Origin of the sequence: Nocardiopsis camelliae (genome assembly GCF_028993595.1) — a bacterium.
Classification (GTDB): domain Bacteria; phylum Actinomycetota; class Actinomycetes; order Streptosporangiales; family Streptosporangiaceae; genus Nocardiopsis; species Nocardiopsis dassonvillei.
In genome coordinates this window covers 111,240-138,081 of the sequence record NZ_CP118614.1, presented here as the reverse complement: position 1 = coordinate 138,081, position 26,842 = coordinate 111,240, and the positions used below count along the sequence as shown (strand labels likewise).

The 26,842-nt window shown below is 66.1% G+C and carries 28 protein-coding genes and 1 tRNA gene; 10 read left to right on the top strand and 19 right to left on the bottom strand.

Annotation, left to right across the window (positions count from 1 at the left end):
- Positions 1-44: 44 nt before the first annotated feature.
- Complete coding sequence (locus PV789_RS00580) at positions 45-908, top strand: oxygenase MpaB family protein (protein WP_274975673.1); 864 nt, start codon at positions 45-47, stop codon at positions 906-908.
- Positions 909-917: 9 nt separating this feature from the next.
- On the opposite strand, the gene PV789_RS00575 is transcribed toward PV789_RS00580, so the two are convergent.
- Both PV789_RS00575 and PV789_RS00570 read right to left on the bottom strand, forming a co-directional pair.
- Entirely contained in the window at positions 918-3,905 is a 2,988-nt protein-coding gene (locus tag PV789_RS00575) for an AfsR/SARP family transcriptional regulator (RefSeq protein ID WP_302475380.1), read from the bottom strand.
- A gap of 132 nt (positions 3,906-4,037) precedes the next feature.
- Positions 4,038-4,223, bottom strand: a complete 186-nt coding sequence (locus PV789_RS00570) for a hypothetical protein (RefSeq protein ID WP_274975672.1) — start codon at positions 4,221-4,223, stop codon at positions 4,038-4,040.
- Positions 4,224-5,087: 864 nt separating this feature from the next.
- Between PV789_RS00570 and PV789_RS00565 the strand changes: the two genes are divergently transcribed.
- The 3 genes from PV789_RS00565 to PV789_RS00555 all read left to right on the top strand — a co-directional run bounded on the left by PV789_RS00565 (position 5,088) and on the right by PV789_RS00555 (position 7,107).
- Positions 5,088-5,600 (top strand): NUDIX hydrolase, encoded by a 513-nt coding sequence (locus PV789_RS00565; protein ID WP_274975671.1) that lies wholly within the window; start codon positions 5,088-5,090, stop codon positions 5,598-5,600.
- A gap of 196 nt (positions 5,601-5,796) precedes the next feature.
- Positions 5,797-6,216, top strand: coding sequence for a hypothetical protein (locus PV789_RS00560; protein ID WP_248772971.1), 420 nt, complete (start codon positions 5,797-5,799; stop codon positions 6,214-6,216).
- Between the two features lie 87 nt (positions 6,217-6,303).
- Positions 6,304-7,107 (top strand): DUF2786 domain-containing protein, encoded by an 804-nt coding sequence (locus PV789_RS00555; protein ID WP_274978010.1) that lies wholly within the window; start codon positions 6,304-6,306, stop codon positions 7,105-7,107.
- A 212-nt stretch (positions 7,108-7,319) separates the two neighbouring features.
- Here PV789_RS00555 and dnaN read toward each other — a convergent pair whose 3' ends face one another.
- Both dnaN and PV789_RS00545 read right to left on the bottom strand, forming a co-directional pair.
- The gene (gene dnaN / locus PV789_RS00550) at positions 7,320-8,462 is read right to left on the bottom strand and encodes a DNA polymerase III subunit beta (RefSeq protein ID WP_274978009.1); all 1,143 of its coding nucleotides are present in this window, start codon (positions 8,460-8,462) and stop codon (positions 7,320-7,322) included.
- A gap of 260 nt (positions 8,463-8,722) precedes the next feature.
- Entirely contained in the window at positions 8,723-9,181 is a 459-nt protein-coding gene (locus tag PV789_RS00545) for a hotdog fold domain-containing protein (RefSeq protein ID WP_274978008.1), read from the bottom strand.
- A gap of 144 nt (positions 9,182-9,325) precedes the next feature.
- On the opposite strand from PV789_RS00545, the gene PV789_RS00540 reads away from it, so the two are divergent.
- A tRNA-Ser gene (locus tag PV789_RS00540) sits at positions 9,326-9,414 on the top strand.
- Between the two features lie 123 nt (positions 9,415-9,537).
- Here PV789_RS00540 and PV789_RS00535 read toward each other — a convergent pair.
- The 10 genes from PV789_RS00535 to PV789_RS00490 all read right to left on the bottom strand — a co-directional run bounded on the left by PV789_RS00535 (position 9,538) and on the right by PV789_RS00490 (position 18,241).
- Positions 9,538-10,737 (bottom strand): tyrosine-type recombinase/integrase, encoded by a 1,200-nt coding sequence (locus PV789_RS00535; protein ID WP_274975670.1) that lies wholly within the window; start codon positions 10,735-10,737, stop codon positions 9,538-9,540.
- 22 nt (positions 10,738-10,759) lie between these two features.
- On the bottom strand, positions 10,760-10,969 hold the full coding sequence (locus PV789_RS00530; protein ID WP_017568422.1) for a helix-turn-helix transcriptional regulator: 210 nt from the start codon (positions 10,967-10,969) through the stop codon (positions 10,760-10,762).
- Positions 10,966-12,672: a replication initiator gene (locus tag PV789_RS00525; protein WP_274975669.1), complete on the bottom strand. Its 1,707-nt coding sequence runs from the start codon at positions 12,670-12,672 to the stop codon at positions 10,966-10,968. Before PV789_RS00525 ends, PV789_RS00530 begins: the two co-directional genes overlap by 4 nt.
- Before the next feature lie 226 nt (positions 12,673-12,898).
- Positions 12,899-14,329: an FtsK/SpoIIIE domain-containing protein gene (locus PV789_RS00520; RefSeq protein WP_274975668.1), complete on the bottom strand. Its 1,431-nt coding sequence runs from the start codon at positions 14,327-14,329 to the stop codon at positions 12,899-12,901.
- Positions 14,326-14,580 (bottom strand): hypothetical protein, encoded by a 255-nt coding sequence (locus PV789_RS00515; RefSeq protein WP_274975667.1) that lies wholly within the window; start codon positions 14,578-14,580, stop codon positions 14,326-14,328. Before PV789_RS00515 ends, PV789_RS00520 begins: the two co-directional genes overlap by 4 nt.
- A gap of 94 nt (positions 14,581-14,674) precedes the next feature.
- Entirely contained in the window at positions 14,675-15,085 is a 411-nt protein-coding gene (locus PV789_RS00510) for a plasmid replication, integration and excision activator (protein ID WP_274978007.1), read from the bottom strand.
- Positions 15,086-15,201: 116 nt separating this feature from the next.
- Entirely contained in the window at positions 15,202-15,942 is a 741-nt protein-coding gene (locus PV789_RS00505; protein ID WP_274975666.1) for a GntR family transcriptional regulator, read from the bottom strand.
- Positions 15,943-16,168: 226 nt separating this feature from the next.
- Positions 16,169-16,600, bottom strand: coding sequence for a hypothetical protein (locus PV789_RS00500; protein WP_274975665.1), 432 nt, complete (start codon positions 16,598-16,600; stop codon positions 16,169-16,171).
- Positions 16,597-16,920 carry a hypothetical protein gene (locus tag PV789_RS00495; protein WP_274975664.1) on the bottom strand — a complete coding sequence of 108 codons (324 nt, stop codon included), beginning with the start codon at positions 16,918-16,920 and terminating at the stop codon, positions 16,597-16,599. The genes PV789_RS00500 and PV789_RS00495 overlap by 4 nt, the downstream gene beginning before the upstream one ends.
- A 541-nt stretch (positions 16,921-17,461) precedes the next feature.
- A complete protein-coding gene (locus tag PV789_RS00490) occupies positions 17,462-18,241 on the bottom strand; it encodes a GntR family transcriptional regulator (protein ID WP_274975663.1) in 780 nt (259 codons plus the stop codon).
- 30 nt (positions 18,242-18,271) lie between these two features.
- Between PV789_RS00490 and PV789_RS00485 the strand changes: the two genes are divergently transcribed.
- Positions 18,272-18,727 (top strand): NUDIX hydrolase, encoded by a 456-nt coding sequence (locus tag PV789_RS00485; protein ID WP_274975662.1) that lies wholly within the window; start codon positions 18,272-18,274, stop codon positions 18,725-18,727.
- Positions 18,728-18,886: 159 nt separating this feature from the next.
- On the opposite strand, the gene drt3b is transcribed toward PV789_RS00485, so the two are convergent.
- On the bottom strand, positions 18,887-20,929 hold the full coding sequence (gene drt3b / locus PV789_RS00480) for an antiviral reverse transcriptase Drt3b (RefSeq protein ID WP_274975661.1): 2,043 nt from the start codon (positions 20,927-20,929) through the stop codon (positions 18,887-18,889).
- Entirely contained in the window at positions 20,922-22,265 is a 1,344-nt protein-coding gene (gene drt3a, locus PV789_RS00475; RefSeq protein ID WP_274975660.1) for an antiviral reverse transcriptase Drt3a, read from the bottom strand. Before drt3a ends, drt3b begins: the two co-directional genes overlap by 8 nt.
- Before the next feature lie 876 nt (positions 22,266-23,141).
- On the opposite strand from drt3a, the gene PV789_RS00470 reads away from it, so the two are divergent.
- Positions 23,142-23,636 (top strand): hypothetical protein, encoded by a 495-nt coding sequence (locus PV789_RS00470; RefSeq protein ID WP_274975659.1) that lies wholly within the window; start codon positions 23,142-23,144, stop codon positions 23,634-23,636.
- A 397-nt stretch (positions 23,637-24,033) separates the two neighbouring features.
- On the opposite strand, the gene PV789_RS00465 is transcribed toward PV789_RS00470, so the two are convergent.
- Positions 24,034-24,267, bottom strand: a complete 234-nt coding sequence (locus tag PV789_RS00465; RefSeq protein WP_274975658.1) for a hypothetical protein — start codon at positions 24,265-24,267, stop codon at positions 24,034-24,036.
- Positions 24,264-24,566: a hypothetical protein gene (locus PV789_RS00460; RefSeq protein WP_274975657.1), complete on the bottom strand. Its 303-nt coding sequence runs from the start codon at positions 24,564-24,566 to the stop codon at positions 24,264-24,266. Before PV789_RS00460 ends, PV789_RS00465 begins: the two co-directional genes overlap by 4 nt.
- 208 nt (positions 24,567-24,774) lie before the next feature.
- Here PV789_RS00460 and PV789_RS00455 point away from each other — a divergent pair, with 208 nt between their 5' ends.
- The 3 genes from PV789_RS00455 (at position 24,775) to PV789_RS00450 (ending at position 25,810) form a co-directional block, all read left to right on the top strand.
- Positions 24,775-25,020: a winged helix-turn-helix domain-containing protein gene (locus PV789_RS00455; protein WP_274975656.1), complete on the top strand. Its 246-nt coding sequence runs from the start codon at positions 24,775-24,777 to the stop codon at positions 25,018-25,020.
- Between the two features lie 31 nt (positions 25,021-25,051).
- The gene (locus PV789_RS29780) at positions 25,052-25,279 is read left to right on the top strand and encodes a GntR family transcriptional regulator (protein WP_368045808.1); all 228 of its coding nucleotides are present in this window, start codon (positions 25,052-25,054) and stop codon (positions 25,277-25,279) included.
- Between the two features lie 156 nt (positions 25,280-25,435).
- Entirely contained in the window at positions 25,436-25,810 is a 375-nt protein-coding gene (locus PV789_RS00450; protein WP_274975655.1) for a VOC family protein, read from the top strand.
- A gap of 88 nt (positions 25,811-25,898) precedes the next feature.
- Here the strand turns inward: PV789_RS00450 and PV789_RS00445 are convergent, their stop codons facing one another.
- Positions 25,899-26,825: a universal stress protein gene (locus tag PV789_RS00445; RefSeq protein WP_274975654.1), complete on the bottom strand. Its 927-nt coding sequence runs from the start codon at positions 26,823-26,825 to the stop codon at positions 25,899-25,901.
- Positions 26,826-26,842 lie beyond the last annotated feature (17 nt).

Genomic DNA, 26,842 nt, shown 5'->3' with positions numbered 1-26,842 from the left:
CGGCCCTCCCGCACGCGCGGGCGGGGTGCCGTACGATCCCAGGCATGGGCAGACCGTCCGACCGATCACCTCTGCGACGGATCAGCGCGGAGGCCTGCGTCCTCGGCGGCGCGGGGTACGCCGTCCTGCTCCAGATCGCCCACCCCAGCGTCGCCCGCGGGGTGCACGACCACAGCGACTTCTCCTCTCGGCCGTTCAACCGGCTGCTCGGCACCCTCTACTTCGTGTACGGCACGGTCTACGGCACCGAGGAGGAGAGGAAGCGCCTGCACGCCATCGTGCGGGCACTGCACCGCAAGGTGAACGGCCCCGGGTACCGGGCCCTGGACGACGACCTCCTGCTGTGGGTGGCCGCCACCCTGTTCCAGACCGCCTCGCGGCTGCACGCGATGGTGTTCGGTGAACTCGGCGAGGAGGAACGCGCCCTGCACCTGCGCGAGGCGTCGGCGTTCGCCACCGCCCTGGGCCTGCCCGAGGAGAGGTGGCCGGCCTCCCCCGAGGAGTTCGCCGCCTACTGGGACGGCGCCCTGGCCCGGCTGGAGGTGGGCGAGGAGGCCCGCGCCATCACCGGTCAGCTGTTCCACCCGGCGAGCGCGCCCCTGCGCCCGCTGATGCGGGTCCAGCTCCTGCTCACCGGCGGGCTGCTCCCGCCCGAGCTGCGCGAGCGGTTCGCGATCCCGTGGTCGCGGGCGCGCCAGCGCCGCTTCGACCGGATCCTGCGGACGACCCGCGCGGTGTACCCGTACGTCCCCCGGCCGGTGCGCGTCCTGCCAGCCACGCTGTGCCTGTGGACCATGCGGCGCGGAACCCTGGGCCCGCGCTGGCTGGGACCGCCGCGGCGCCGTTCGGGTCCGGGGGCAGGGGCCGGTCCCCGCCGCGGCGCGAGGGGAGCCGTCGGCCGGGACTGACCGCGACCGTCAGCCGAGCGACGCGGGCGGGTGGTCCTCCAGGGCCTTCCTGGCCTGCTCCGCCTCGGCCAGCCCCAGCTCGGTGAAGATCTCCTCGGCCTCGCTGAGGAACCCCCGCGCCCGGTCCGCGGCCATGACCGGTGCGGGCAGGCGTCCGAGGGCGAGCGCGGCACGGGCGACCATGAAGCGTTCGCTGCGCTCGACCGCGACGGCGTGGGCCCTCTCCAGCTCGTCCAGGGCCTCACCGTGGCGTCCGGCGGCCGCGTAGGTCATCCCCAGGTCGACGCGGATCTCGGCGTCGCCGCTGCGGTGACCCGACCTCTCCGCGAGCGCGAGAGCCTCGGTGTGGGACTCGACGGCCTCGTCCCAGGCCTCTGCTGCCCGGTGGGCTATGCCCAGGGCGTTGTGCACATAGATCTGGTTGCCCACCAGATGCAGGTGCACGGACAGCCCCAGCGCCTCGTTCAGATCCGAGAAGGCGGCCTCCAGCTCTCCCAGGCCGGTACGGGCCTCTCCCATGACGCGCTTCGCCTGGATCCTGGCTTCGTTCTGGTCCTCACCGACGACTTTCGCCGCGGCCTGCCCAGCACAGTGCAACGCCTCCGCGTATTCCCCGAGTGCCTGCTTCACAAGGGCGAGGTTGCCCCACTGCAACGCCTCCAGACGGGCGTCCCCCAACTGGATCGCATGGTCGAGCACTCCCTCGAATGCCTCAGCAGCGTCGGCGAGGTGTCCGACACGCTCGTAGACCACACCCAGGTTGGCCAGCGCTCGGATGATCCCTCTGCTGTCACCGAGGGCTGTGAGCAGGTCCCGGGCCTCGGTGAGAAGCCCGAGGGACTCCTCGAAGCGTCCTGAGAGGCAGTATGCGATACCCAGCCCGATGAGGGTCACCGCGCGCCCACGCCGGTTTCCCTGCTTGTCACTGATCTGGAGTACTCGCTGATGAGAACTGATCAACAGACCCATCTGGCCGTGGAGGGCGTAGAAGCGCCACACCGCGTCGGCCATCCGCCAGGCGTACTCGCCGTTGTCCTGCGAGGCGAAGTACTCGATCGTGTCCGACAGGTTCTCCTGGTGGAGGGTGAACCACTTCTCCGCGTCCTCCCGTCCAGACAACTCGATGCGGTAAACGGGGTTCACCTCGACATCGTCGTGTGCGCGCGGGGCCAGGAGGTCAGCGGCCCGCTGGGCGGTCGCCATGTACTGCTCTGCCAGGCGGAGCCTGGCGGCGTCGATCTCCTTGCCGGGTAGCGCCGTGGCCGCTCGGTCCCGTGAGAAGGCGCCGATCAGGTCGTGCAGGCGGTACACGTCCCCCTGGGGCTCCTCCAACAGGCACACCCCGACCAGCTCCTGGAGGATGTCGTCGGCGTCCTCCACGGACATGTCCAGGAGGGCGGCCGCGCCGCCGAGATCGATCGTGTTGCCGATCATCAGGCCCAGCAGGAGGAACGTACGGCTCTGATTCCGGTTGAGGCTCTGGAAGGACAGGTCGATGGCCGCTTCGACGCTCTGGCCTTCGACCTGGAGCTCGTGGAACTTCCGGTTCTGTTCGCCGAGTCGGCGGGCGACGTGCGCGAACGACCACTTGGGTCGGCTGAGCATACGGCCGGCCACCACGCGCAGGGCGAGGGGGAGCCCGCCGCAGATCCGGATGATCTCACGCGCCGGCCCCAGTTCTCGCTGTACGCGTTCGTCACCCAGGACACGCCCGAGTAGTTCCAGGGAGGAATGTTCGTCGAACACCCCGAGGGAGAAGAAGCGGGCGCCGCTGAGGCCGGAGAGTTCATTGCGGGTCGTGATGAGGGTCATCGACCCCGGGGAGGACAGCAGAAGCGGGCTGACCTGGGCATAGCTCAACGCATTGTCGAGGATCACCAGGACCCTGCGTCCCATGAGCGTGGCTCTCCACAGCGCGGAACGCTCGTCGAGGGACTCGGGGACGGCCTCGGATTCGATGCCCACCGCGCGGAGCAGGGCACCGAGGGCGGAGGCGGCGTCCAGCGGCTCCCGGTCCGTCGTGTACCCGTACAGGTCGATGAACAGCAGCCCGTCGGGGTAGCGCTTGGCCGCCTCGTAACCGAAGTGGACCGCGGTGGTCGTCTTCCCCTCACCGCCGCTGCCCGTGATGACACAGACCTGGGCACGGTCCTCTCCGGCACGGGCCGCCTCGTCCAGCTGACGCAACGGTTCATGGCGACCGGTGAAGTCGGGCAGGTCCCTGGGAAGGTCGTTGCGTACTACGAAGCGTTCTCCGGTCTCCTCTTCGGACTGATCCTCCGCCCCGTCCTCGGGAAGGTCCTCCTGAAGGATCCGGGTGTGCAGGGCGACCAGTTCCGGTCCGGGATCGACACCCAGTTCGTCGGCAAGCCTGGTGCGAAACTCCTCATAGACGGAGAGCGCCCTGGCCCGTTCGTTGTCACGCCACAGGGCCGTGATGAGCAGATGGTGCAGGCGCTCCCCGAAGGGTTCCTCACTGGCCAGGGACGTCAGCCGTGTGACCACGTCCGAGTGCCTGCCCAGTCCCAAGGCGCGAGTGGCCCAGGCGACAACGCAGGACCAACGCTCCTCACGCAGGGGGGCGACGACGGAGTAGTCCAGGTACTCCGAGCCGACTCCGGAGAAAGGGGTACCGTGCCAGCACTCCAGCGCCTGTTCCAGTAGTTCGACGGCCGCCTTGGGCTCAGCCGTGGCGGCTCTGTCGCGGAGCTTCCGGAAGCGGTGCAGGTCGACGGAGTCCGGGTCGACCTGGAGGGTGTAGCCACCGGAGGTCGTGGAGATGCTGGCCGGAAAGGTCCTGCGCAGATGGGAGATCTGCACCTGGATCACGGATCGAGCGGTACGTGGTGGGGCATCGCTCCAGAGGTAGCCGATGAGCTGGTCGATGGTGACCTCACGACCCAGATGGACCAGCAGCGCCCCCAGCACGCAGAGCTGGCGCGGACCACCGACCTGAACAGGTCGGCCGTCCGCCCAGACCGTGATGGGGCCGAGCACACCGAATTCCACAAGCAGCAACCCTAGCAAGGGCCATTAGCATGAAATAGGGAATACGGGCATACCAATGACTCCGAGTACCCCCCTCCACACCGGTACTCGGAGTCACTGTTGGACTGCGCCGAAAAGGAGTTACTTCTCCTGAGCGGGCTTCTCCTCGGCAGGCGCGGCCTCCGCGGGCACGGCCTTCTCAGGGTTCCCTTCAGCAGGGAGGGGGTTCACCGGGCTCGGCTCCTGGTAGGGGACCGCCTTCGCCTCGGGAGCGACGTCGGCGACGATCGCCTCGAACTCCTCGTCCACGGTCAGCATCTTCGGCACTCGGACTCCTCTTCTCACGGCACTCGCGTAGAGCCGCAAGGTAGCCCTACGTCTACGAAGCATCAAGGGACCCCGCCTTCCGGCGGACTGGCCACCCGTGGCGGGTTCCGCCTCAAAGCACACCACGGGTGGCATGTGTCCAACGAACGTCGCACTGTGTCGGACCCGCGAGCCGTCCTCTCGCGGGTACGAACGCGTCGAACGTGTTCCACACTAGAGAGATCCTCTTCCACTGCGCTTTCAGTCTTCTTTCAGCACTGAAACCGGTGCGGCGACAGCGGTTCGGGGACCGCGTCATCATCGGCCACCGGGATCCGCCGGGGCCAGCGATTGGCCGGTTGCGGACGGTCAGAGTCCGTTCACCTGGTGTGCGACGGCCGCCGCGCGCCACGCGCCCGCCGTCCGCGGGTGCGCTTCGACCAGGGAGGACACCCTCCGTCGGGCCGCTCCCGCTTCGTCTCCGGCTTTCCGGAGAACGGCGGGAACAAACCGAACGTTCCCCTCATCGCCGAAATCCGGAAAATCCCCGGCCCCGGGAGGCCCGCGTTTGTTCCCGTCCGCCGGGAAGCCCGCGTCGCGGACGCGACGCGTGTTCCCTTGCGAAGCCTTTCGTGCCTCTTGCGTTCTTCCTCCCCGTCCGCGTACCGAACTCCCCCGGACCGGCGGCCCTTCGGGGGAGCACGACACGCCCGGACGGTCACAACGTCCCGCGTGCGCACACCCTCGGCCGGGAACTCCCTGTGGCACCGGGCACGTACACCGGGAGGAGGGCTGCGCGAGCCCGGTGTCGGGCCATAGGTTGCTAGGGAGCGTGCCGATCGGACGGCACCGGCGGTCCCGGAGGGCGCGAAGTTGGAGGACGTGATGCTGGAGGGCGACGGAAACGGCTGGGTGAACCTGCCGGACGGAACCCGCAGGTGGGGGATCTACGGCGCGGCCGGGCTGCTGCTGTACGCCACCGACGCCGCCGGAGCGGGCCACGTACTGCTCCAGCACCGGGCGGGCTGGACCCACATGGGCGGCACCTGGGGCATCCCCGGGGGCGCCCGCAACCGGGACGAGACACCCCTGGAGGCCGCCGTGCGCGAGTTCGAGGAGGAGGTCGAGGGCGACCTGGACGGGTACGACCTCCTCGGCGTCCACGAGGAGGACCTGACCGTGTGGCGCTACGACACGTTCATGGCGAGCCTGCCGACGCTGGCGCCGTTCCGGCCGGGCAACTCCGAGAGCAAGGAGGTGCGCTGGGTGCCGGTGGACTCCGCCGACTCGCTCCCGCTGCTGCCGCCGTTCCGCGCCGCGTGGCCGCGCCTGCACGCGAACCTGGTCTCGGCCTTCCCGGAGAACGGCCGCGGTCCGGGCACTTCCGCGACCGGTTGAGCGTTGGACCCTGCGCAGGGGCCTTCCGCGCACCCGCTCCTCCGGGCCGGACCGGAATCCGGGCGGGGTGCCGGAGGGCGGTCTCGGGGGAATGTCAGGGGCGGATCCCTGATGCGCTCCGGACTCCGGCCCCGCATGCTGAAGGGGACGGCCCGGCGCAGAGCGGTCGTCACGCTATTCGACTGGAGCAGTGGACATGACGCTGGAGCGCGGTAACGCATTCACTCCCGTCGCCTCGGCGACGATGATCTGGCCCTGGACCACCTCGGTGCTGGGGGGCGCCGCCGGCGGTGCCCTCTTCTTCCTCCTCAACCTGGGCTCGGGCCTGGGCGCGATCGCCTCCGGTCTGACCGCGGCGGTGATCTTCTTCTCGCTGATCGGCGGCGTGGGCGGCGTGATGAGCAGCAAGGCCGACCGCCGGGGCAAGCGCTACGCCGCCACCTACCCGTTCCGGTACGCGGCCGTGCCCGCCGGGATCGGCGGCGCGGGGTACGCCCTGGTCAGCATCTTCACCGGCTCGATCATCGGCGGTCTGTTCGGCGGACTGTTCGTCGCGGCGGCGATCTGGATCACCGTTGGTCTCATCGCGATGGTGGTCGGCAACAAGAACGCCTAGGCTCGGTATCTTCCGCCGATGGTGGAAGGCAGATACTCACCTAGGGGAGACAACCGGGCGCCGATGACTGAATCTGCTCGTCAGAAGATGGTCGAGCGGGTCCGCGGGCTCCTCCGCATGGCGGAGGACCCCGCGGTTACTGATGCCGAGAGCCAGGCGTTCACCGCCAAGGCCGCCGAGCTGATGACCCGCCACGCGATCGCGGAGGCCGAGGCCCGCGTAGAGAGGGGCGAGGCGCCGGACGCGATCAGCCGCATGGACTACACCGTCTCGGGGGTGGGGGGCCACGGCAAGGCACGGGTGCGCGCGCTGGCCGACATCTCCGCCGCCTACGGGTGCCAGTCCGCGGTACGGGGCAACAACTCCGAGAACACCGAGCGCGTCATGATCCTCGTGGGCACGGTGAGCGCGCTGGACGCGCTGCGGATGCTGCTGCCGTCGATCTCCATGCAGATGGAGGCCTCCGCGAAGTTCATGAGCTCGTCGCACGTGGCCGATATCCGGGAGCTGCGCAATTACACGCGCTCGGAGCTGGAGACCGAGCGCAAGCGCTACTACCGGTCGTTCGTGCGCGCCTACGGGCAGGCGGTGGCCGAGCGCATCCGCGAATTCCGCGCGCGGTTGCAGGAGATGGCCTCGCCGGGCGGATCGGGCGGGCCGGGGGAGAGTGTGGACGCCTCCCGCGGCGCGGAACTGGTGCTGCTCAACGACGTGCACCGGGTGAGCGAGGAGTTCCAGAAGCAGTTCCCGCAGCTGCGCAAGCACCGGCCCGAGCGCACGCACAGCGCCGCGGGGTACCGGGCGGGCTACCGACGGGGGCGCCAGGCCGAACTGGGGCTGGACACGCCGGTGGGGAGCGGTGGTTCGTCCGCGCTGAACGAGAGCGAGTAGGCCTCTCTCCGCGAAGTTGTCCACAGGCTGTGCACAGAACCGCCCCGATTGTTGTTCTCGCATGTCAGAGGGGAAATGCGAGAGTTCAATCGGGGCGGTTCGGGTGCTCCTGGGGACGATTACCCGGGGTTATCCACAGGAAGAACGGCCTCCTGTGGATAACTCTGTGGATAAGGTGGCGGCCCGGTTGAGAATGGGTCCATAACCTCTTATCAGGACACCCGCAAAGGCTGAACCAGATAGCGGAAGGTGGGGCTCTCCCCCTCCTTGACCGGCACGTCGGTGAACACGGCGGGTTTGGTCGGCTCGGTGAAGTTGAGGTGGGCGGTGTCGGTCTCCACGCCCGCCAGCCCGTCCATGAGGTAGTCGGGACGGAAGGCCAGCCGCAGGGGCTCGCCCTCGTAGCCGACCTCGATCGCCTCCACGGCCTGGGCGTCCTCTCCCGACCCCGCCTCCAGCACGACCTCACCCTCGGAGAAGGCCAGCCGCAGCGGGGTGTTGCGGTCGGCGACCAGCGCCACGCGCTTGACCGCCTCCGCCAGGGGCGTCACGGCCACCTCGGCGCGCGCGGAGAACTCCTTGGGGAACCAGGCGGCGTACTTGACGAAATCGCTGTCGATCAGCCGGGTGGTGGTGCGGCGCTCGCCGTTCTCGAAGCCGATCATGCCCTCGCCCGGGGAGAGGCTGACGCCCTCGCCGCCGCTGGCCGTGGACAGGGCGATGTCCACGTTGGACTTGGTGAGCAGACCGCGCACGGTGTCGCTCAGCGTGCGCGCGGGCACCAGGGCGGCCGCGTCCAGGCCCTGGTCCTCGGGGCTCCACCACAGTTCGCGCACGGCGATGCGGTAGCGGTCGGTGGCGACCAGGCTCAGGGTGTCGCCGCTGAAGTCGAGGTAGGCGCCGGTGAGCATGGGCAGGGTGTCGTCGCGGCTGGCCGCCGGGGCCACCTGGCGCACGGCCGCCGCGAAGGCGTCCGCGGCGACGGAGCCGATGCGTCCGGGCATGCCGGGCAGGGTGGGGTAGTCCTCCAGCGGCATGGTGATGAGGGTGAAGCGCGCGGCGCCGCCGACGATGCGCAGCTTGGGGCCGTCGCTGTCGATGTGCACCGAACCGGAGGGCAGGTTGCGCACGATCTCGGCCAGGAGGCGGCCGGGGACGAGGGCGGCGCCGGACTCCTCGGAGAGGACGTCCACCGAGGCGCGGGTGGAGACCTCGTAGTCGAACCCCGACAGGTGCAGGGAGGCGCCGTCCGGGGAGAGCTCCATGCGGATACCCGAGAGCACCGGGACGGCGGGCCGTGTGGGGAGGGCCCGGGCCGTCCAGGCGACCGCCTCGGCGAACGCGTCGCGGTCCACTCGAAGTTTCACGGTGAGGCCTCCTCGTAGCGCTGTCGTTGCCGACAACGTACCCAGTGGCACCGACAGCCCGCCTCCCCTTGAAGGGAACCGTGCGCGGGTTCCGACCTGGGAGAAGGAGCTGCGAGGCGCTGACCGGGCACGGCTCGCGGAGGGCGGGGCCCGGGAATCGGACGGGGCCGACACCGGCGCGGGTTCCGGCCGGGCGCTGAGCGCGAGCGGGCCCGGCCGGGAACGTGACGGTTGTGGCTCCAGTGGCGCTACTTGCGGTTGGGGCGCAGGGTCCAGGTGATGCTCATGCGACCGGTGACGGTGCCGTCCTCGGTGCGCAGCTCGACGTTGATGGGGAACTCGGGGCGCCTGCCCTCGTCCAGCTCGGCGATGATCTCCTCGCGCGGGCGGCCCAGGACGGCCTCGGCGGTCAGGTCGCCCGTCGCGATCTTCAGGAAGTCGATCGTGGAGGTGGTCGGCAGGGGTACGGCGCGGTCGAGCTGGTCGCCGAAGGTGCCGATGATGATGGCGCCGGAGGCGGACTCGGCCAGGGTGAACATGGCGCCCGCGTGGGGGCCGCCGACGTGGTTGTGGTGGTCGGCGTTGTCGGGCAGGCGCATGACGGCGCGCCCGTGGTCCAGCTCGGTGAAGGTCAGGCCGAGGGTCCGGACGAAGGGGACCGCGGCCAGGAAGCCGACCTTGACCGCATCCGCCGTCTCGGGGTTCATGTGTGCCATGGCGCTCATGTTACTTTCGAGTAACCTATGTGCGCCACCCCCCGGGGACCGGTGGACGCGAACGTGTCCCCGGGCGGGCCGCGCGGGCGGAGGGGCGTGGGCTACCATGACGTGGCGGAGATTCGCTCTCCGCGGGGAGGGTTCGCATAGCGGCCGAGTGCAGTGCTCTTGAAAAGCACCAAGTCCTTGACGGGACTTCGTGGGTTCAAATCCCACACCCTCCGCAGAATCAGGGAGTCTCCCCAGGTGGGAGGCTTCCACGGAACACGGCGAAGGCCGGTGGTCCGGGCCCGTAGCACATTCATCGCACACGGCCCGGGTAGCCACCGGCCTTCGCCGTTCACCGGTCAGGCGGCGAGGACCCGCCGACGGGCGGCGTCCATCGCGTCGGCCACCTCGTCCAGGCGGTCCGGGAACAGGTGCCCGTACCGGTCCAGGGTCATGGTCGCCGTCTTGTGGCCGAGCATCGCCTGCACGACCTTCACGTCCGCACCGGCCGCGATGGCGAGGGACGCGGCGGTGTGCCGGAGCTTGTGGGGGGTCAGCCCCATGCCGTCGAGCCCGGCCGCCCTCACCGCCAGGGCGAACTCACGGTTGCGCCAGTTCCGGATGCGCAGCGGAGCGCCCCGCCTGGTGGTGAAGACCAGCGCGTCAACCGGACGTCCCTCCACGAAGGACCGCAGTTCGGGGACGAGGGACCGGGGAACGGGCACAGTCCGGAACCTGCCGTTCTTCGGAGGCTGTTCGACGAGCCTGCCGTCCACCTCGGCGAAGGTCACGACGACCCGGACCCGCCGCCGGTCCAGGTCCACCCGTCCCACGCGCAGCGCGGCGGCCTCACTCCACCGCATACCGGTGTAGGCCAGGAGCAGGACGAGCACCCGGCTCACCCTGGCCGACGCGAGTTCCTGCCCGTACTTGGTGCGCAGCGTCAGGGAGGCGTCGGCCAGCGCCTCCACCTGGGCGTGGTCGAGGTAGACGTGTTCGGCCTCGCTGGGCTTGGGCAGCGGTACGCCCTTGGCCGGGTTGAAGGGGATGCGCCGGGGGACGCACCAGCCCAGGACCATCGACAGCACGACGTGCGCGTGCCGGGTCTGGGAGGCCCCCAGGTTGCTACCGCCCTCGTCCCGGGGCTTCTGGAGGTGGGCCACCCACACGGCCACGTCCTCGGCGTGGACTGCCGAGAGGCGCAGGTCCCCCCAGCGCGGCAACACGTGGTTGTCCAGGACCGCCCGGTACTGCCACCACGTGGACCGTTTGATGTCCGTGCGGGTGATGAGCCACTTCTCGGCCATCTCCGCCACGGTGACCTTGGCGTCGTGGGGGTTGCGGTAGGAGCCCTCGTGAAGGCTGTTCTCGATCTCGGTCCGCTTCTTCTCCGCGTCCGGCTTCTTCTGGAAGACGCCGCCGCTCTTGATCTTCCCGGAGGGGTCGTAGTAGCGGACCCACCACCGGCCGGGCGGAGTGCGCTTGGACGCCTTGGCCTTGCTCACCGCCTCCGTATACGCCCTGTCCTTGGTGCGGTCGTAGACCCACGCGCGAGCCATGGGGGTGTCTCCTTTCCGTGGGTTACTGGGCCAGGACCCAGGCGTGGACCTCGGCGGGCACGTAGCGCACATACCGGCCGACGCGGTGGGAGGGCGGACCGTCACCCCTGTAGCGCCACTCGTAGAGCGTCTTGGGCGGAACGCGCAGGAAGGAGGCCGTGTCCTTCACCGACCACAGGCCGTGGTCCCGACGCTGTTCCGGAACGGCCGGGATCGCCGTCGTCGCACTCATGCCGTCCTGCTTCCGTGGATTGCCGAAAGATCGTTCCGCCGTGCCGCGTCGAGCTGCGCGCGGCGTTTGAGTGCTTCGCCCACCGCGCGGAGAAGGCGTTGCTCCCGAGGGGCCACGTCGGGGTCGGTGGGTCTGGCCAACTCCCATTCGAAGGAGCCCGAGGAGACCGAGGCCAGCACCGGGGGACGCGGGTTGTCCTCGTCCGCCTGGTCCTCGTTGGCGGGGTCGCTATTAACGCCGTTAATTCCGAGGGCGTTGAGGACCCAGGCGAGCCGGTCCGCCTTGTGATCGGCCAGGGTCTTGCCGGACCACTTGCGCGAGACCAGGACGCGGCGGCCCGCGTAGCCCAGGTGTTCGCGGCGATGAGCCTTGGACCGGCAGAACCCGGGGCGCTGTCCCGGTTTGGCCTCGTCCGGCTGGATGCCGTAGCGCAGCCAGTTGGAGCACCGGGGCGAACACGGCTCGAAGCGCAGGGCATCGAGGAGCCGGTCCACGTGCTGTTCCTGCCGGACCGTTTCGGCCGCATGGCAGTCGGCGATGTCCTTGGTCAGGTACTTGGCCAGGTAGCGCACACACCGGGCGGCATCCTCCGAGCCCGCGACCACGCCCTTGGCGTCCACCTGTCGGCCGAAGCGGACCACGTGGAAGGGTTCGGCGTCCGGGTCGTCGTCCAGGGTGTCCAGCGCCTCATCCCAGGTGGGCAGGACTTCCCCGGTGGTCGGGTCGAGGTAGGTGTTGTTGTCCTCGTCCCACTCGGGCAGGTGGTCACCCTCGAAGCGGACCGTGTCAGCGGCAGGCCACCACACCTGGTGGTAGGTCGCAGCAGCGATCTGGCGCAGCTCCGCCCGGGGAATCGTGCCGCGCGTGGCCATGTGCAGATGCGGAGCCAGGCGGCGTTGGGGTTCCACGGCCGCGAAGTACTGGACATCGAACCCCGCCACCCGTCGCAGGTTCTGCACGAACCGATCCACCAGCTTGGAGAAGTGCAGGGTGTCCCGGGCCGCACGCCGGTAGTCGTACGTCGATGGATCGACGGGGGTTCCGTCCGAGCGCACCCGACCGTAGGAGTCCAACGTCAGGGTGATGAACAGCGAGGGCCGAAACACCTTCCCCGAGGCCGGGTCGGTGAAGGCCCGCCCGACCGTCTTCCTCGTCATGGGTCGCTTGGGCAGGTCGGGCACGTCCTGACGGCGCTTGGTCGAGCGCACCCGACGCAACCCCGAGGAGCCCGAGGAGTCGCCGGAGTGGGTGACGGAGCCGCGTAGGCCGGAGGCGGTGATCTCCTCGTCCAGGTCCGCGATCGCCGCATCCAGCGCGGACAGTTCCTCGGCCGAGGCCGATCCCGTGGCGGCGAGGCGGTCCCGCTCAGCGGTGACCATCGCCCGCTGTTCCACCCAGGCCCGTTGCTGGTCGGTGGGCGGGTCAGCCTCCACCACGGGTTCGGCGGCCAGGTGCCAGCCCTCTTCACACTGGGTGCGCCGCAGTGACCTCTTGCGCTTGGCGCAGGCGGGGCAGCGGGATTCCAGCGTGGACCCGCAGGGGACGTCGATCACTTCCGTGGCACCGGTGGCGAGGTTCGTGCGTCGAAGGGACACCGGGCGGATACACACGCCGTGGTCGGCGGCGACCTGTTCGGCCACCTCACGGGCGAGCGGTTGCGCGAGGCGTTCGGCCCGGGTGGACTTACCGGTAGGCGTCGGCATCAGCCCACCCCCACTACCGCAGAGCGGGAGACCCCCACCTGATGAACACACGAACGCCGCTGGAGTGCCTGATTGTCGGTGTTGGGCTGATCATGTTCGGCACCGCTGGAGCCGTCTTCGATTTTCTGGTCCCTTTCCTCCAGTGGTCTGCGGTTGGGATGGGATCGTTCAACCTCGTACTCGCCCTGGCCCTCTACTGGTCGAAACGAAGTCGGTTCCGCAGGCATCAGGCCACCTCTTCCACTGACGAAGAGCCCAAGCCATAGCCCTCGGCCATGGCGGTGATGTCCTTGTCCGAGACGTAGGCGGCCCGCACCCGCACCGGGGTCGGGGAGCCCTCCAAGCGGACGTAGGCCACCCCGGGAAGAGCGGGGTCGATCAGGTGGGCTTCCGCGCCGCGTTCCCTCGCGCCTTCGCCGAGGACCATGTCCACCTGGGATGCCTCGTCCAGCCGGAGTGCGACCTTGTCGGGGAAGAGGTTGCGCAGGTTCATGACCTCCTTGCGGGGGTCCTGCAACGCCGCCAGGACCGCGAAGCCGACCGAACGTCCCTGTGAGGTCAGGGTGGCAATGGCGTTCTCCGCCCGCCGCCGGATGTCCCGGTCGGGGTGGTAGGCGGTCAGAAAGGCGACCTCGTCCAGGAGCACGACCACGAACGGGTCAGCGGTGGTCGGGATGTGGGAGCGCTGTTTGCCCGCGTAGCGTTCGGCCCGCTCCTGCATCGAGGCCACCGCGCGTTCGAGGAGTGCCACCGCGGATTCGCCGGTGTCGGCGTAGTGGGCGAACAGGTCGCGGCCGTAGGCCAGTTCCATGCGCTTGGGGTCGATCGCCCACACCTGCGCGGTGCCGTCGGCTAGGGCGGGGAGCATGGCGCGGATGGTGGACCAGATCACCGATCCCTTGCCGGCCCCGGTCACCCCGACCACGAGCACGTGGGTTCCGTGCAACCGCAGCAGCCACGGCGAGCCGTCCTCGCGCTGTCCGACCGGAAGCGCGTCCAGGTCCGAGGAGTCCGGAACCGGAAGGGCGTCCAGGGGTTCGGCCAAGGTGTCGCGTCGGGGGAACTCCAACGTGATGTCCCGGGGGCCGTTGACCACCACACGGCATGAGGGGGCGGCGAACCCGTGCGCCAGCTCGGCCACGCGGTACTCAAAGTCGGCCGGAGAGGTGCCCGCGACCAGGGACACCCGGACGTAGTCGGCCCAGGAGTTGCACCGCACACGGCGGATGCGGGGCAGGTAGCGGCGTTCCTGGTAGGACTCGGCCAGCCCGGAGATCACCAACACCGGCTGCCAGTGCCTCTTGTACACGAACAGGTGCCGCCACCACGCCAGCAGACGCAGGGTGACGCAGGTCCGGTAGGAGCCGGGCCAGGTCCGCCACCAGATGAGGGACACCACCGCAGCCACGCCCCACAGGCAGGCGAGACCGGGCCAGTCGAACCACCACCAAGCCCCCGCCGAGACGGTCAGGCAGGCGACCATGACCGGGAACCGGAAAGGCAGGGTGAGAAGGAAGCGGACCAGCCGCCAGATCCAGGAGGCCAGGACGACGATGCCCGGGGTTTCCACAATCGGGGTCGTCCACCGCACCCCCTGGGCGGGGGTGGGCAGGGTCGGGGAGGACTGAGCGGAACCGATCTTGGGTTGGCGCATCATCGCTGGCCGCCGCCGTTCTCGTTCTCGATCTGGGCCAGGAGCCGGTCACGGTCAGCGCGAGCACGGGCGGCGAAGGTCGCGGCGGTGGGGTTCTCCTCACGATCGGCCAGGGTGGCGAACACCCGGGCCTTGAAGTCGAAGAACTCCGCACGTTCGGTGTCGGTAGCAGGCGGGGGGTTGGTCGCGTCCAGCAGCAGACGGACCAGTTCCGGGCCGCTCAGGCCGGACAGGTCACGGGGGTAATCGGACATACTGAAGACACCTCTTCTGAGATTTCGCAGTCGCAGGAGGGATTCAGGGGCGGCCCAGGTGTTGGAGCACCAGGCCGCCCCGCTTACATGGGGGTCAGGCGGCATCCTTCGCAACCGGGGCACGGCGACCGCCAGCGGCACCGCCGGGAGCCTTCACGCCACGGGCGCGCAGCGAGTACGCCACCCGGGGACGACGACCGGAATCGTCGACGTAGGGCATGACCGCCATGGACTCGAACTCGATCGGCCGGAACGGCAACCCCGGGACCTCGTCCGGCAGGGTCGGGCACACCTCGGCGGCGACCTTGACCTTCACCGACTTGGCCTTGCCCCGCGCTTCGGGATCGGCGTCGATCACGTCCACCGCCCACAGCGGCAGGCCCGTGTCCTTGTCGAGTTGGGGGCGCTTGGTCTCGAAGTCGGTGATCGCTTCCACCCCCAGCGCGAACGCACCGTGGGGGAACACCGTGCCGAACGCCACCGGCAACGCACCCTGAATAGCCATCTGATCAACCTTCCACGCGATGTTCACTCAATTACTTGATCGGTCGAGTGGAGCCTAAGAATAACCGGCCACACTCGTCCGGACAAGTGGATATGTGGCCGGTCTTGGAACCGCGTCTACACGGCCGGGTAGGAGTCCTCCAGTTCGTGCAGGTCACCGGGGAGCACCACCTCAGCGACCGCGATCACATCCCCGGAGGCATCGAGTATCCGCGCGGTGATACCCAGGACCGGAGTGCCCTCGTCCAGCCCCAGGGGTTCGCGCTCAACGCTGGTGGCCAGGCGTGCGCAGAGCCGTTCGACGACCTTGGAGGGCCGGAGCTGCTTGACCATCTGCACATGTTCGCGTGCGCCGATGCTGATCGGCTGCGTCTCGCCCAGGTCGGTGCCCTCGGCCACGTCCAGGGGGAACCACAGGGTGACCAGCTCACTCGGTTCGCCCTCGTCCAGGACTAGGCGTTGACGCATGATCGCCGGGGAGCCCTCGGGCACACCGATCGCCTCGGCCACGGCAGCGGAGGCCGGGGCGCGTCCGGCGGTCAGGATGCGGTTGTGCTTGGCCTCCTCGGAGGCGTCGAAGGCGCTGGCCCCCGCGTGGGAGCGTTCGGAGCCCTGTTGCGGGACGCCGCGCACGAAGGACCCGCGTCCGTGTTCGCGGTCGATCCACCCCTGCATGCTCAGGATCTGCAGGGCCCGCACCACCGTGGAGCGCCCGGCCCCGAACTCGCGCACCATCCTTGATTCGGAGGGAAGCATCTCCCCCACCGGATAGGTACCGTCCTCGATGCGCTCTTGGATCGCCCGCACGATCTGTACGTACTTGGGCGGAGCGAACTCCAGACTCGACATGATGTCCACCTGGTGACTCTAGTACTCGTATGGTCGAGTAGCTTACTGTTCTCGGTCGTCTCTGTCAGCAGGTGGGGGCACATATGAACCCCCACTACTGGTCAGAGGACACGGCGGGAAGCACACCCCAGGCGTGCACGTCGCCGCGAAGAAGGATCCCGCGTGCCCTGGGCCCCGTGGTCTCGAAGAGACATCAGGGCACGCGGGGGTCGGAGAAGCGCCGTGGGAAGGACCCTCAGAAGGGTTGCCAGTCCTGGGCGCGCTGCACGGTGTACACGGTCAGGTTGTCCACCGTCGCTCCGCACACCGCCCGGCGCTCGGACTCCACCAGCGCGGCAGCGACCAGCGCCACGTCATGCCGGGCGGCCGACTCGGAGGCCGAGAGCACCGGAGGCACGACCCGGCGGACATGGTTGCACGCCGCCCCGCCCGCGTCGTGGCAGAGCCCGACGACGTAGCTCAGCCGCAGACGTCGCAGCGCCAGGGACGCGGGCAGCACGCACCGGTACCGCTCCACCAGAGGGGTTCCGTCCGGGCCGGTGGAGAGGGCTTCGTAGGTGATGGAGTTCCAGTCCTCGGAGGAGATCCGCACCCGCACGCCCTGTTCCCGCGCCCAGGCGGTCAGGGTCTCCCGGTCGGCGATCGGAGTGGAGGGTTCGGTGGTCATCGCCGCACCGCCCCGACCGCGATGGCCGTGCGCACCAGGTCACGCAACTCGGCCATGTCGTCGAGGGCGGGAGTCGAACGCGCGATCTGCACCAGCAGGTCGATCCCCCGCCGGTCCCGTTCGGCCCGCTGCGCGCGACGCCGGTGCTCCAGGTGGGCGTAGGGGCCGCGTTGGAGGGAGTAGGCGCGGGGGTCGCCCGTGTCCATCACGATGGGGTCCGGCGCGGGCCACAGCTCCACCCGCGCGGGTGCGGGCAGGTAGTAGGCCCGGGGGCCGGTGCGGTGGTGCCTGCCGTGTCGTTTCGGTCGAATCAGAGTCACCCAAGCCCGAATCAGGGCGATAAGGTCGCTCACGTCAGCCTGCTTTCCTCAGGTTGGCCGCGCCCCCGGACGCCTTCCACCGCGTCGCGGGGGTCAGTTGTCTGTAGGCGGTTGCTCCGGTGGCCGGTAGCCATCCGGCAGGAGCGTTCTCCGCCCTTGTGTGTCAGGAGTCCGTACCGGTCCCCCGGCACGCGGTGCACGCCACGACGCGTGTCGCCGGTTCCCGTGTGGTCGAGGAGCGCAGCACTACCAAGCGCCGAGAGCGGACGGTTTTGCGTCCGCGTCCACGACAGGACCTGCACCGCTTCGGTTCAGAGACGGCGGCATCCACCAAGCACGCTCCAGGGGGACGGGTGGCCGCGCCGCTTCGCCAGGTGGCCAGTGCGCCGCTCACACCAACGGACTACAGAACTTCCCCTATACATGAGCCCTTCACATGCACTCATGTATATGGGTTGTGAGATTAGGTTGCCTCACTCATGTACATGAGTCAACCCTGTGGAGCACAGAAGCTTGCCCGAGGAGGCAGGGAGCGGGTGCCTCAGTCCGTGGCGGGGATGCGGTAGTCGAGCACGAACTGGTCGGCGGCCATGATCGTGTCGCACACCTCCACCACACGGCCGACCGTCGTCACGGCGTTGCGCGTCAGATGGATGATCGCGGAGCCGGGACTCAGGCTCAGTGCGCTCGCCTCCTGCTTGGTGGCCAGGCGCGCCCGCACGGTCTCGGTGTACTCGGTGAACTCGTGCCCGTGCTCCTCCAGCCGGGCGTAGATGCCACCGCCGCCGGGGTTCTCCTCGAAGAGTTCGGGGATGTCCCGCGCCACGTCCCACGGGAGATAGGAAGTCGCTTCCTCTGTGGGGGTGCCGTCGCTGAAGTAGAGGCGGCGGCGGGCAAGCACCTTGTCGCCCTCGTCCACGCCCAGGCGCTCAGCGATCTCGGCGGGAGCGGGTACGGGTCCGATGGAGAGGACCTGGACTGTGGGCTTGACCCCGGCCTGTTCGGTCTCGGCGATGTAGGCCGCCTTGCCCGCACGGCGGTGTGAGCGCCGGAAGCGGTCGGAGGACTTGCGGGTGACCGGGGGCCGGGACTTCACGAAGGAGCCCTTGCCCTGGTAGGTCTCCACCAAGCCGGTCGTGCGGAGCTGGGCCACGGCCTTGCGGACCGTGCCCGAGGAGACGCCGTAGCGCTCCATCAGCGCGGTCTCACTCGGGATCTCCTCAGCGGGAGCCAACCGCCCGCCTCTGATCTGCTCTTCGATGTCGTCCGCGATCTGGAGGTACCGGGGCTTCGCGGACCTCGCCCCTACAGTGCTCGCCATAGTCCTTCTGTTCCTCCTATGCTCCTGCACATGAGTAACAGCACCGGAGACAAGCCGTCAACGCCGCTGCACTCCGTGTCCGTAGCGGGGGCCGTCATCCGCGAGGACGGGCGGATGCTGGTGATCAAGCGCAGGGACAACGGCAACTGGGAGCCACCGGGCGGCGTGCTGGAGTTGGACGAGACCCCGCAGGAGGGAGTCGTCCGCGAGGTCCTGGAGGAGACCGGCATCCGCGTCGAGGTGGAACAGCTCACGGGCGTCTACAAGAACATGGCCCGCGGAATCGTCGCCCTCGTCTTCCGATGCAAGCCATCCGGCGGTGTAGAGCTAATAACCTCAGAGTCCGCAGCCGTCGAATGGATCACTTCCGCACAGGCATCAGACCGTATGTCAGAGGCCTACGCGATTCGACTGCTCGACGCACACAGCCCTGCAGCTCCGCATGTCCGAACACATAACGGCGTGCAGCTGACCTCTACATGGTAGGCCAGCCTGTGAACATGACCAGAAACCCAGCACCATGGATCCGCCTGATGAATTTTCGCCCCGGCGGGGAATCTGGCGATTCCCCGCCGAAACAGCGGTCTACCGAGCCTTCCGCTACGCGCTGGTGTGTGCCCCTTAGAGGGATGCTCGGGCGCACCTTCAGTATACATCATGCATCCGCTTACGCTGAAGCGTCGAGTAGAGGTCAAAGTCTCGCCAAGAAACATTCCACCCTTTGCCTTGAGAAATGATATTCCCGACTACGCCGCGGTCGAAAATATTATAACTCCCCAGAATCCCAGCCTTGAGAGAATCCGGAACATAGGGACACGATATAATATTTAGATTCACAATGGCCAACTCTCCATCCCTTGGGCCCCTAGCTTGAATATCCCATATCCATTTTTCGCAAGCCTTGCGCAAAAATTCATAACCCTCCGCATCGCGGATATGCAATAGAATACTGAAGAGGATTATAGAATTCATTTCATCCGGGTAAGCAATCTCGCCTCCTCCGTCTTCAAGAAAACCAAAAAATCTAGATAGCTCATTTTCTGGCAGCAAAAAATCTGTACCGAGATCAGTAAAGCAATCAACTAGTGTAGCTGTAACAGCATCCGGTGTTTGTGTCTGACTAACCCTCCTTAGTTGTGCTGTCAGCTCTTCACGAAAAAAGACCTCAATCTCTTCCTTGTCATGTTTTGGCACCCCTTTAAGCCTTGAATAGCGGAGGACAAGGCTTATAGCACGCGCCAACTTGACTGTTGGGCTCATCCTGGGGGCACCCGAATAAGCGAAAAACATAAACTCAAGAAAATTCAATACCGTGACTGTAGCAGACCTGGAAACTTCCACCGCATGAGAGTACGCTATATCTTTCTTCCTAAGGATATTTTTTGTGCGCTTGACAACTTTTTCGATCGCCCGCTCGCATCGCGCCAGGGTGTAGTTAGCAAGGTCATAATGCTCAACGCCCGTATCTATCAATACACCCTTATACAGTGTTACCAGCTGGTTGGCTTTCGCAAAGGCCCGAGGCACTGAAGATACACCACTGTCCTCCAAAAATATTGCAGCACCCCGTTGGATTAGTTCATTCACTTGATGCTTTGCAACGCTCAACGGAGAGAGCCAGGGAGTTGATTTCCCCTCTTCTTTGGAGGTGTTCAAATGAAGCTTGTAAGCACGAAGGCATCTGGACAATTGCTCCAAGATCACTAGGCGCTTTTTCGGATCCGCCATGAAAATAAAATAGTCATCCACATAGCGCAAGATCCTATAGTCATATCCGGATTCCATGCCCAATGAAGAGAGCTTTCGCCTAAGCTCCACATCAATAGCCTGAAGAATTATCTCGGAAAATATACGAGATACCTCAGAGCCGATAGTTATTCCGCTAGTCTCATTATAGTTGAGACGCTGCATCAACCCATCAAATTCGCTCCCAAAGCTCCCGCTAGACTTTCTTCCCAAATTGTTCTTGGCAAGCCGCCTTCCGTGAGTCGCCCACTCAATAGAATGAGTATATATACTATCGAAACATTTTGCTATGTCCGCTTTGACTAAGTAACCAAACCTGCGCTCAAGTTCGCGGTATTCTTTTGAATCATAAAAATAATAAACATTGGTGTACCTTCTATATGAAAAGTAGGAGCGGAGCCACTCGTACTCTTTGCGATCATTCTCAACTAGATCCTCCCCTCCGCGATCATCATCGAAAAGGACATCACGCACCATGCTATACCGAGCAATCTTAGACGGATGCCTCAAAGAAAACTGGCTTTTTGATGTGTGATATAGAATCATCTCTGAAAATCTACTATAGAAATCTACTATTTCCAACTGCGCAGCCGGATGAGGAACAGCAAGAGTCCGAAAGCCTTTATCTCTATGGCGGACGGTAAAGAGGAATGGGATAGTCCCCGCCCGTGCATCTTTGGCACTAGTGACCCTATAAAAGCAGCCAACGCGAGAATCTGGAGGAAATTTCACTACTCGCCCAAGGACAATTGACAGGTACACATCAGTAGAAAAATCTATTTTCTTGGCGTATATTCCGTCTTCCCTATATTGGATTTTGCACTCGTTAAAGAATCGGTACATCCCCAGGTTGTTGTAGCTCGGCGGCAACTCATAAGGAAGTACGTCGCTGAGCAACACCCGTGAGTCACCCTTGTGGACCTTGATCTTCTTTCTAGGCATTCCATGCCCCCTTCATTTCTTTCAGCTGCTTCCGACTAAACCTATTGAATAGGCGCTCTTTAAAGCCTTTCTCAAAGGACATATGCTCAATCTTTTGGCGCAAATCGGGAGGAAGGTTGTACTGCTGCATGCAGCTACGCAAGTGCTTATCCAAGCGCTCCAATGCCTCAAAGTCAGTTAGATGCGGGTTGGAGAAATAGATGCCAACCATAGCATTCCTCTTATTGTTTACCAGGCGAGTGTTTCCGGTCAAGAACTTGATCCTGTCAATCAACAAACGCCTTCTGCCATGGTTGTCTGGTCCATATTTTTCCCATGCGGAGAAAGATCTGTTCAAACGCTCCAAGATTAGTCTCTCCCGGCGAGCAGAGAGGCATATCTTCAGTCCCTTTTTTTGCTCTTTGGAAATTGTGTAACCCAAAAAATCGACTGTCGACTTCCCAGCGGTAGGAAATGAGGTCCATCCTGTCTTGTTCTCGCTAATCGACAGATTCATCTCAGAGAGTACGCTTTTCATACCTCGCAGCTCTGCGGGCTCTACAATCTTTTCATTAGCATCACGCCCCAACACTAGGACTATGTCATCCACATAGCGAGCATAGTAGATGACATTCTCTTGAACTTTGAATAGCGGGTCTATCTGACTGATAAATAACTCGCTCAACTGGGAGCTGACCCCCACCCCCATTGGAAGGCCAACATCCCTTCCAGTTATCTGAGCATATTCATTAATCAGCCCCTCCACCAGGTAGCGCGATGTTGAACTTAGACTAGATCTCGACATAGAATCGAACAGTAGATCATGACTTATGCTTTCATAGAAAGATCTGATATCTGTTCGCACTACCATCTTGGGCATATCATTGTTCAATGCCTGTGCGAGCCCTGATATGGCTGAACTCCGAGAATTTTGCTGACTAGCAGTTGCAGAAGAAACGTTCCTCTGCAACTGCTTGTCAGCAAAATAAACCTCAGGGGTGCGCTCTATCCCATAGAGAGGTCGACCCTCCCTGTCCCCCTCGTACCTTAAACCCCAAGCAAAAGTCTGGCTCGTTAGGAGGGATGCCAACTTTTCACTTGTCTGCTCCAAAGCCTTGTTGATCTCCTTATCCAGATCAGACTTTTGCTCGGCGATCCACTTATAAGCCTTTTTTACTTGCTCACTGGAGTACTTCCCCTTCTTCTTTCCATCTAGGATCTGCTTGCGATATTCACGAAGCAGGTATTGCTTCTTTTTCACTTCCCCAAAAAAATCAGCGAGGTTAATACCTTTCCTTGTTTGCAGCTCCCAGACCCGGCGCATATTTCGCGAAGAGAAACTTTGATCGAAAGACATTCAAGGTATTCCTATTTTTTGAGCCTTCATAGCGCCTCTGCCGAATTTGGCTGTATGGGATCAAGGCGACGGCGCAAGCGCCGTCGCAGCGGCCTTCGGCCGCCGCTCGGGCTGCGGGCTGCCGCCCGGTCCCGAGCGCGCCCATAGGCTGCAGACCACATGACTTCTCTCAGACGGGCCCGACAGAGCGGGGGCCAGAACCGACCGAATGAAGCCATCGTGCCCTATGACCTGCGTGTATGTCAGGGCTTTTGGTCCCGAAACGGACGGATGTGCTCACCTGTCCCGAGGCACCCGTCAGCGGGTTACGACCGTCTTGGGGGACCGACTCCAGCGCTGACGGGCACCTCGGCCCGAAACCGTGGTACTTAGTTCCAGATGGTTGCTGTAGTCGTGGTTGAGGCGAGCAAAATGAACACGGCTCAGCCCACGCACGCTACGCCGACCGAGCCCCAAGGAACGAACGTCTGCGCCCGCCAGGACCGCAGGAGCACGCTCCACTGCATCGCACATTCATCGCACATGACTCCGAGAAGGCTCCGGAAGCACTGGGAAGCCCTCGGAACATCTGCGCAGGTCACGGAACCATTCGTCGGTTTGTCGACAGGTCGTCAGGGCCCCTCGGCACAACGGGACTTCGTGGGTTCAAATCCCACACCCTCCGCAGTGACCGAGGCCGATGGGTCTGGGCCATGACATGGCTCGGGCCCACCGGTCCTCGGCATTTCCGGGCTTGGGGCCGGGCCGGGCGTCGTGGGAGCGGAAACAGACGGTGCGGGGGCCGGGCGCGTACGTAGCCATGGCCCACAAGGCGTTCTGACGGCAGCAGAACCTACTCTCGGTGTCCCATGCCTCCTACAGGGACGGAAGAGCGCTGTGAGTCGCCTTCTATGCACGCGTTACGCCCTCGTCTACCCCGATTACGGAATCTTCCAGATCATCGACTGCGCTCAGGATGAGCCGGATGCTCCCTTGCCCGGACACGACGACTTCAGCGTCGGTGAGCGCTCCGTGTTCCTCCGCAGCTTCCAGACCAACCTCCGCGTCCGCCTCGACCTGGAGTCCTGGCGATCTGAACCTCCCACCTTGGGCGCGGAGTGGGAGGCTGACCACACCACAGCCGTCACCCTTCCGAGCGGCGTGATCGGCGTCAGCGAGCTGACGTACGGAGCACAGCACAACCTGCTCACCCTCCCCGCACCGGGCCGCTACCGGATTCGGATCGCGCACCGCAACCGCCGCCTGGTCAGCGAGGCCTACATGGCTCTCTTCGACAGGTTCGACGACATACGCGGATCGGGCTTCGCCGCCGCCAAGCGCGACCTCGAAGGTCGCGAGCAGTACCTGGCGCAGTTCTGGCCTGAGCCGTAGACGGCACCGCAGCGGCAGCACTCACGTCAGACGGGCCGGGAGCGCGCACCGTGGCCGGGGCTTGTTCGCTCAGCCGGTTGACGGGAGCAGCGGCGGTCTGTACCGCCGTCGCGAGCGTCCGTTGGTACCGGCGGGTGCACAGGCAGCAGGCCGACCGCGTCAGCGAGGGCGCGGCTCACTCCGCCATGTCGTCGCCGGAATGACGATCGCCACCGTGTCCACGCACCCGCCCACCAGCCGATTCGTCGTTTTGTCGACAGATGGTTAAGGCCCTCGGTACAGCAGGGTTTCGTGGGTTCGTATCCCATAACCCCGCGGAGCCGAGGGCCCCTATCCCATCTGCCAGTTCGTCGGGAAACCTTCGTCGACCACAGGTGTTCTTCGCAGGTCCCGGTCGCTACCTTTCGCGGCGACCGCCTGCCGTGCGCCACGGCTCGGGCAGCGGCCCGCCCGCGCGCAGGTGGACGTCCAGCAGCGACAGCAATCGATCAGCCTCGTGCAGCGCCGCGTAGGCCTCACCGGCGTGATGCGGTCGCGTCCGGAGTGCCTCGGACAGGGTGTCGTACAGGTCCGTGGCGGTGTCCGATCCGGGCGCGGGCCCGAGACGGTCCGGCGGAATCGGCACACTCACGAAATCACCCCCAGACCCGCCAGAAGGTCCCCCACCGGCCGACGCCGCGCCTCGTGGGCCAGGTAGTAGCCGCGTACGAGGGCCTCCGGCGGTTCGACCGGAGGCAGCGGGGTACGCCGGGCGTCGTCGGGCGCCGGGCGCGGGGCGGGGACCGGAGGGGAAGCCGGTGCGCTCGCTACCGTGCCGGGATCGGCGGCGTAGCGGCGCACCCGGGAGGCGCGGCGCCTGCGGGCCTCGGCGCGCAGTTCTCCGGCGAGGATGCGCGGTGCCGCGTGGAGGCCCTGCGCCGGACGAAGCATTCGCAGAAACAGGGGCAACAGATCCATAAGGTGGTGCATGTCGGCGCTCCAGAAAGCGTTGACCACGGCCTCGGACGCGTTGGCGCGCGTCGCGGGGCCCCGCTGTGTGCGGGAGCTTCATAGCACCTTCTTGTATCTCCTCGTATCTATACGTCGCCAGACGTATCTATTGAAGTGGTCTTGACTCGACACGAATAGCTTCGTGTCCATGGAGTTCGACCCTGACGCAGAAATCGACCCGGAAGCGCCGCTCACGGAGTACAAGCAGCTCGCTGGCATCCTGCGTGCGCGGATGGCGCGAGGGGACTGGGAGCCCGGCCGCCGCATGGCCAGTGAGACGGACCTGACCCAGCAGTACGGCCTGGCCCGCTCCACGGTGCGACGTGCCATCGCGGTACTCGTGGAGGAAGGGCTGGTGTTCACCGTGCCCCAGCGGGGCACGTTCCGAAAGTAGTCTCACGAACTGGCGGAATGTGGCTATCAGGATGGAATGGCGCGAAGGTTTCTCCAGGTGGGTGCAGATAGCGGACGAACTGGAGAGGCGCATCCGGGAGGGCGAGTACCCGCCGGGCAGCCGCGTGCCCTCAGTACTCAAGCTCATGGATGAGTTCCAGGTGGCCTCAGCGACCGCGCAGAAAGCGCTAGCAGGGCTACGCGATCGGGGTCTGACACGCACCGACCCCGGTATCGGATCCACCGTCCGGGAGCGGTAGACGGAACTGGCGTGGTCTCTTCGTTCGGGGTGAAGAGACCACCGCAGAGTCATCGAGGTGAGGTGGGCATGCGGCCACCGTCATCTCGGGCGACCGCCCTGGTGACGTGTCGACATGTCGCCGCATCGTTCCGATGCGGCTGGGCAGGTGCAAGCCATGATCGGACGACTGCACACCATCGCCCTGGACTGCCCCGACCCCGGCGCGCTCGCGGACTTCTACGCCGAGCTGCTCGGGCTCCCCGTCACCAAGCGCGAGGAGCACTGGGTGGTGGTCGGGGAGGACTGGCCGCGGCTCGCCTTCCAGCACGCGCCCGACCACAAGGCCCCGGCGTGGCCGGACCCCGAGCGGCCCCAGCAGGCGCACCTCGACGTCTGGGTGGAGGACATCGAGGCGGCCGAGGAGCGCGTGCTGGCGCTCGGGGCGCGCAGGCTCGCGGTCGCCGAGGACGACCCCCGCGATCTGTTCCGGGTCTACGCCGACCCCGCCGGGCACCCGTTCTGCCTGGAGTACGCCGCAGTAGGCGCCTGAAGTTCCTGAGCTGGCTGAGCTGGCTGAGGCACCAGGGACGCCTAACCCGTCCGTGGGCGCGGCCCGGACGGGTGTCCCCGGCTACTCGCTACTCCTCCTCCGCGTGGTGCGGAAGGATCACCACCGGGATCTCGGAGTGGTGCAGCACGCCCTGGCTGACCGATCCCAGGAGCAGTCCGCGCACGCTCCCCCGGCCCCGGGAGCCCACCACGATCGCGTCGGCTCCCTCGGCGGCTCCCATCAGCGCGTTGACCGGGCTGTCCTGGGTGCGCACCACGCTGACGTCGAAGTCGAGGTCCTCGCGCCGCCTGCCGGTGACGTCGAGCAGCATCTCGCCCACCAGTTCCTCGGACTTGCGGTCGAACAGCTTCTCCTGGGGCTCGTAGCCCATGGAGGTCATCGCGATCGGGTCGTAGGGGTAGGGCACCTCCCAGCTGTTGACCACGACGAGTTCGCCGCCGCTCTTGCGCACCAGGTCCACGGCCAGGCGCAGCGCCCGGCGGGCGTTCCTGGAACCGTCCACGCCGACCACGACCCGGCCGAGCGAGGTCGTCGCGGGGCTGCCCCCGTGCGAGGGCACCACCACGACCGGGCAGGCCGCCTGGGCGGCCACGCGGACGCTCACCGAGCCCACGAACACCGACGCGAACGTGCCCAGGCCCCGCGTGCCGAGCACGAGCACGTCGTGCGTCCGGCTGTGGCTCAGCAGCGCCAGCGGCGGCTCCTCCAGGGCGGTCTCGGTCTCCACCGTCACCGACGGTCGGACGCGGCGCACGTGCTCCGCGGCCTTGGTGAGCACCTCGTCGGCCTGGTCCGAGATCTCCGCGGTGGGGTCGAAACGGGCGGGTACGGAGCCGGCCGACACGATCAGCGGCATTCCCAGCGCGTGGACGGCCCGCAGCGGCACACCCCTGCGCTCCGCCTCGGCGGCCGCCCACTCCAGCGCCGCCCGGGAGTGGTCGGAGCCGTCGACGCCGACCACGACCCTGGACGAGTGCTCCTCGTTGCTTGGCATGGTTCCCCCCTTGGTAA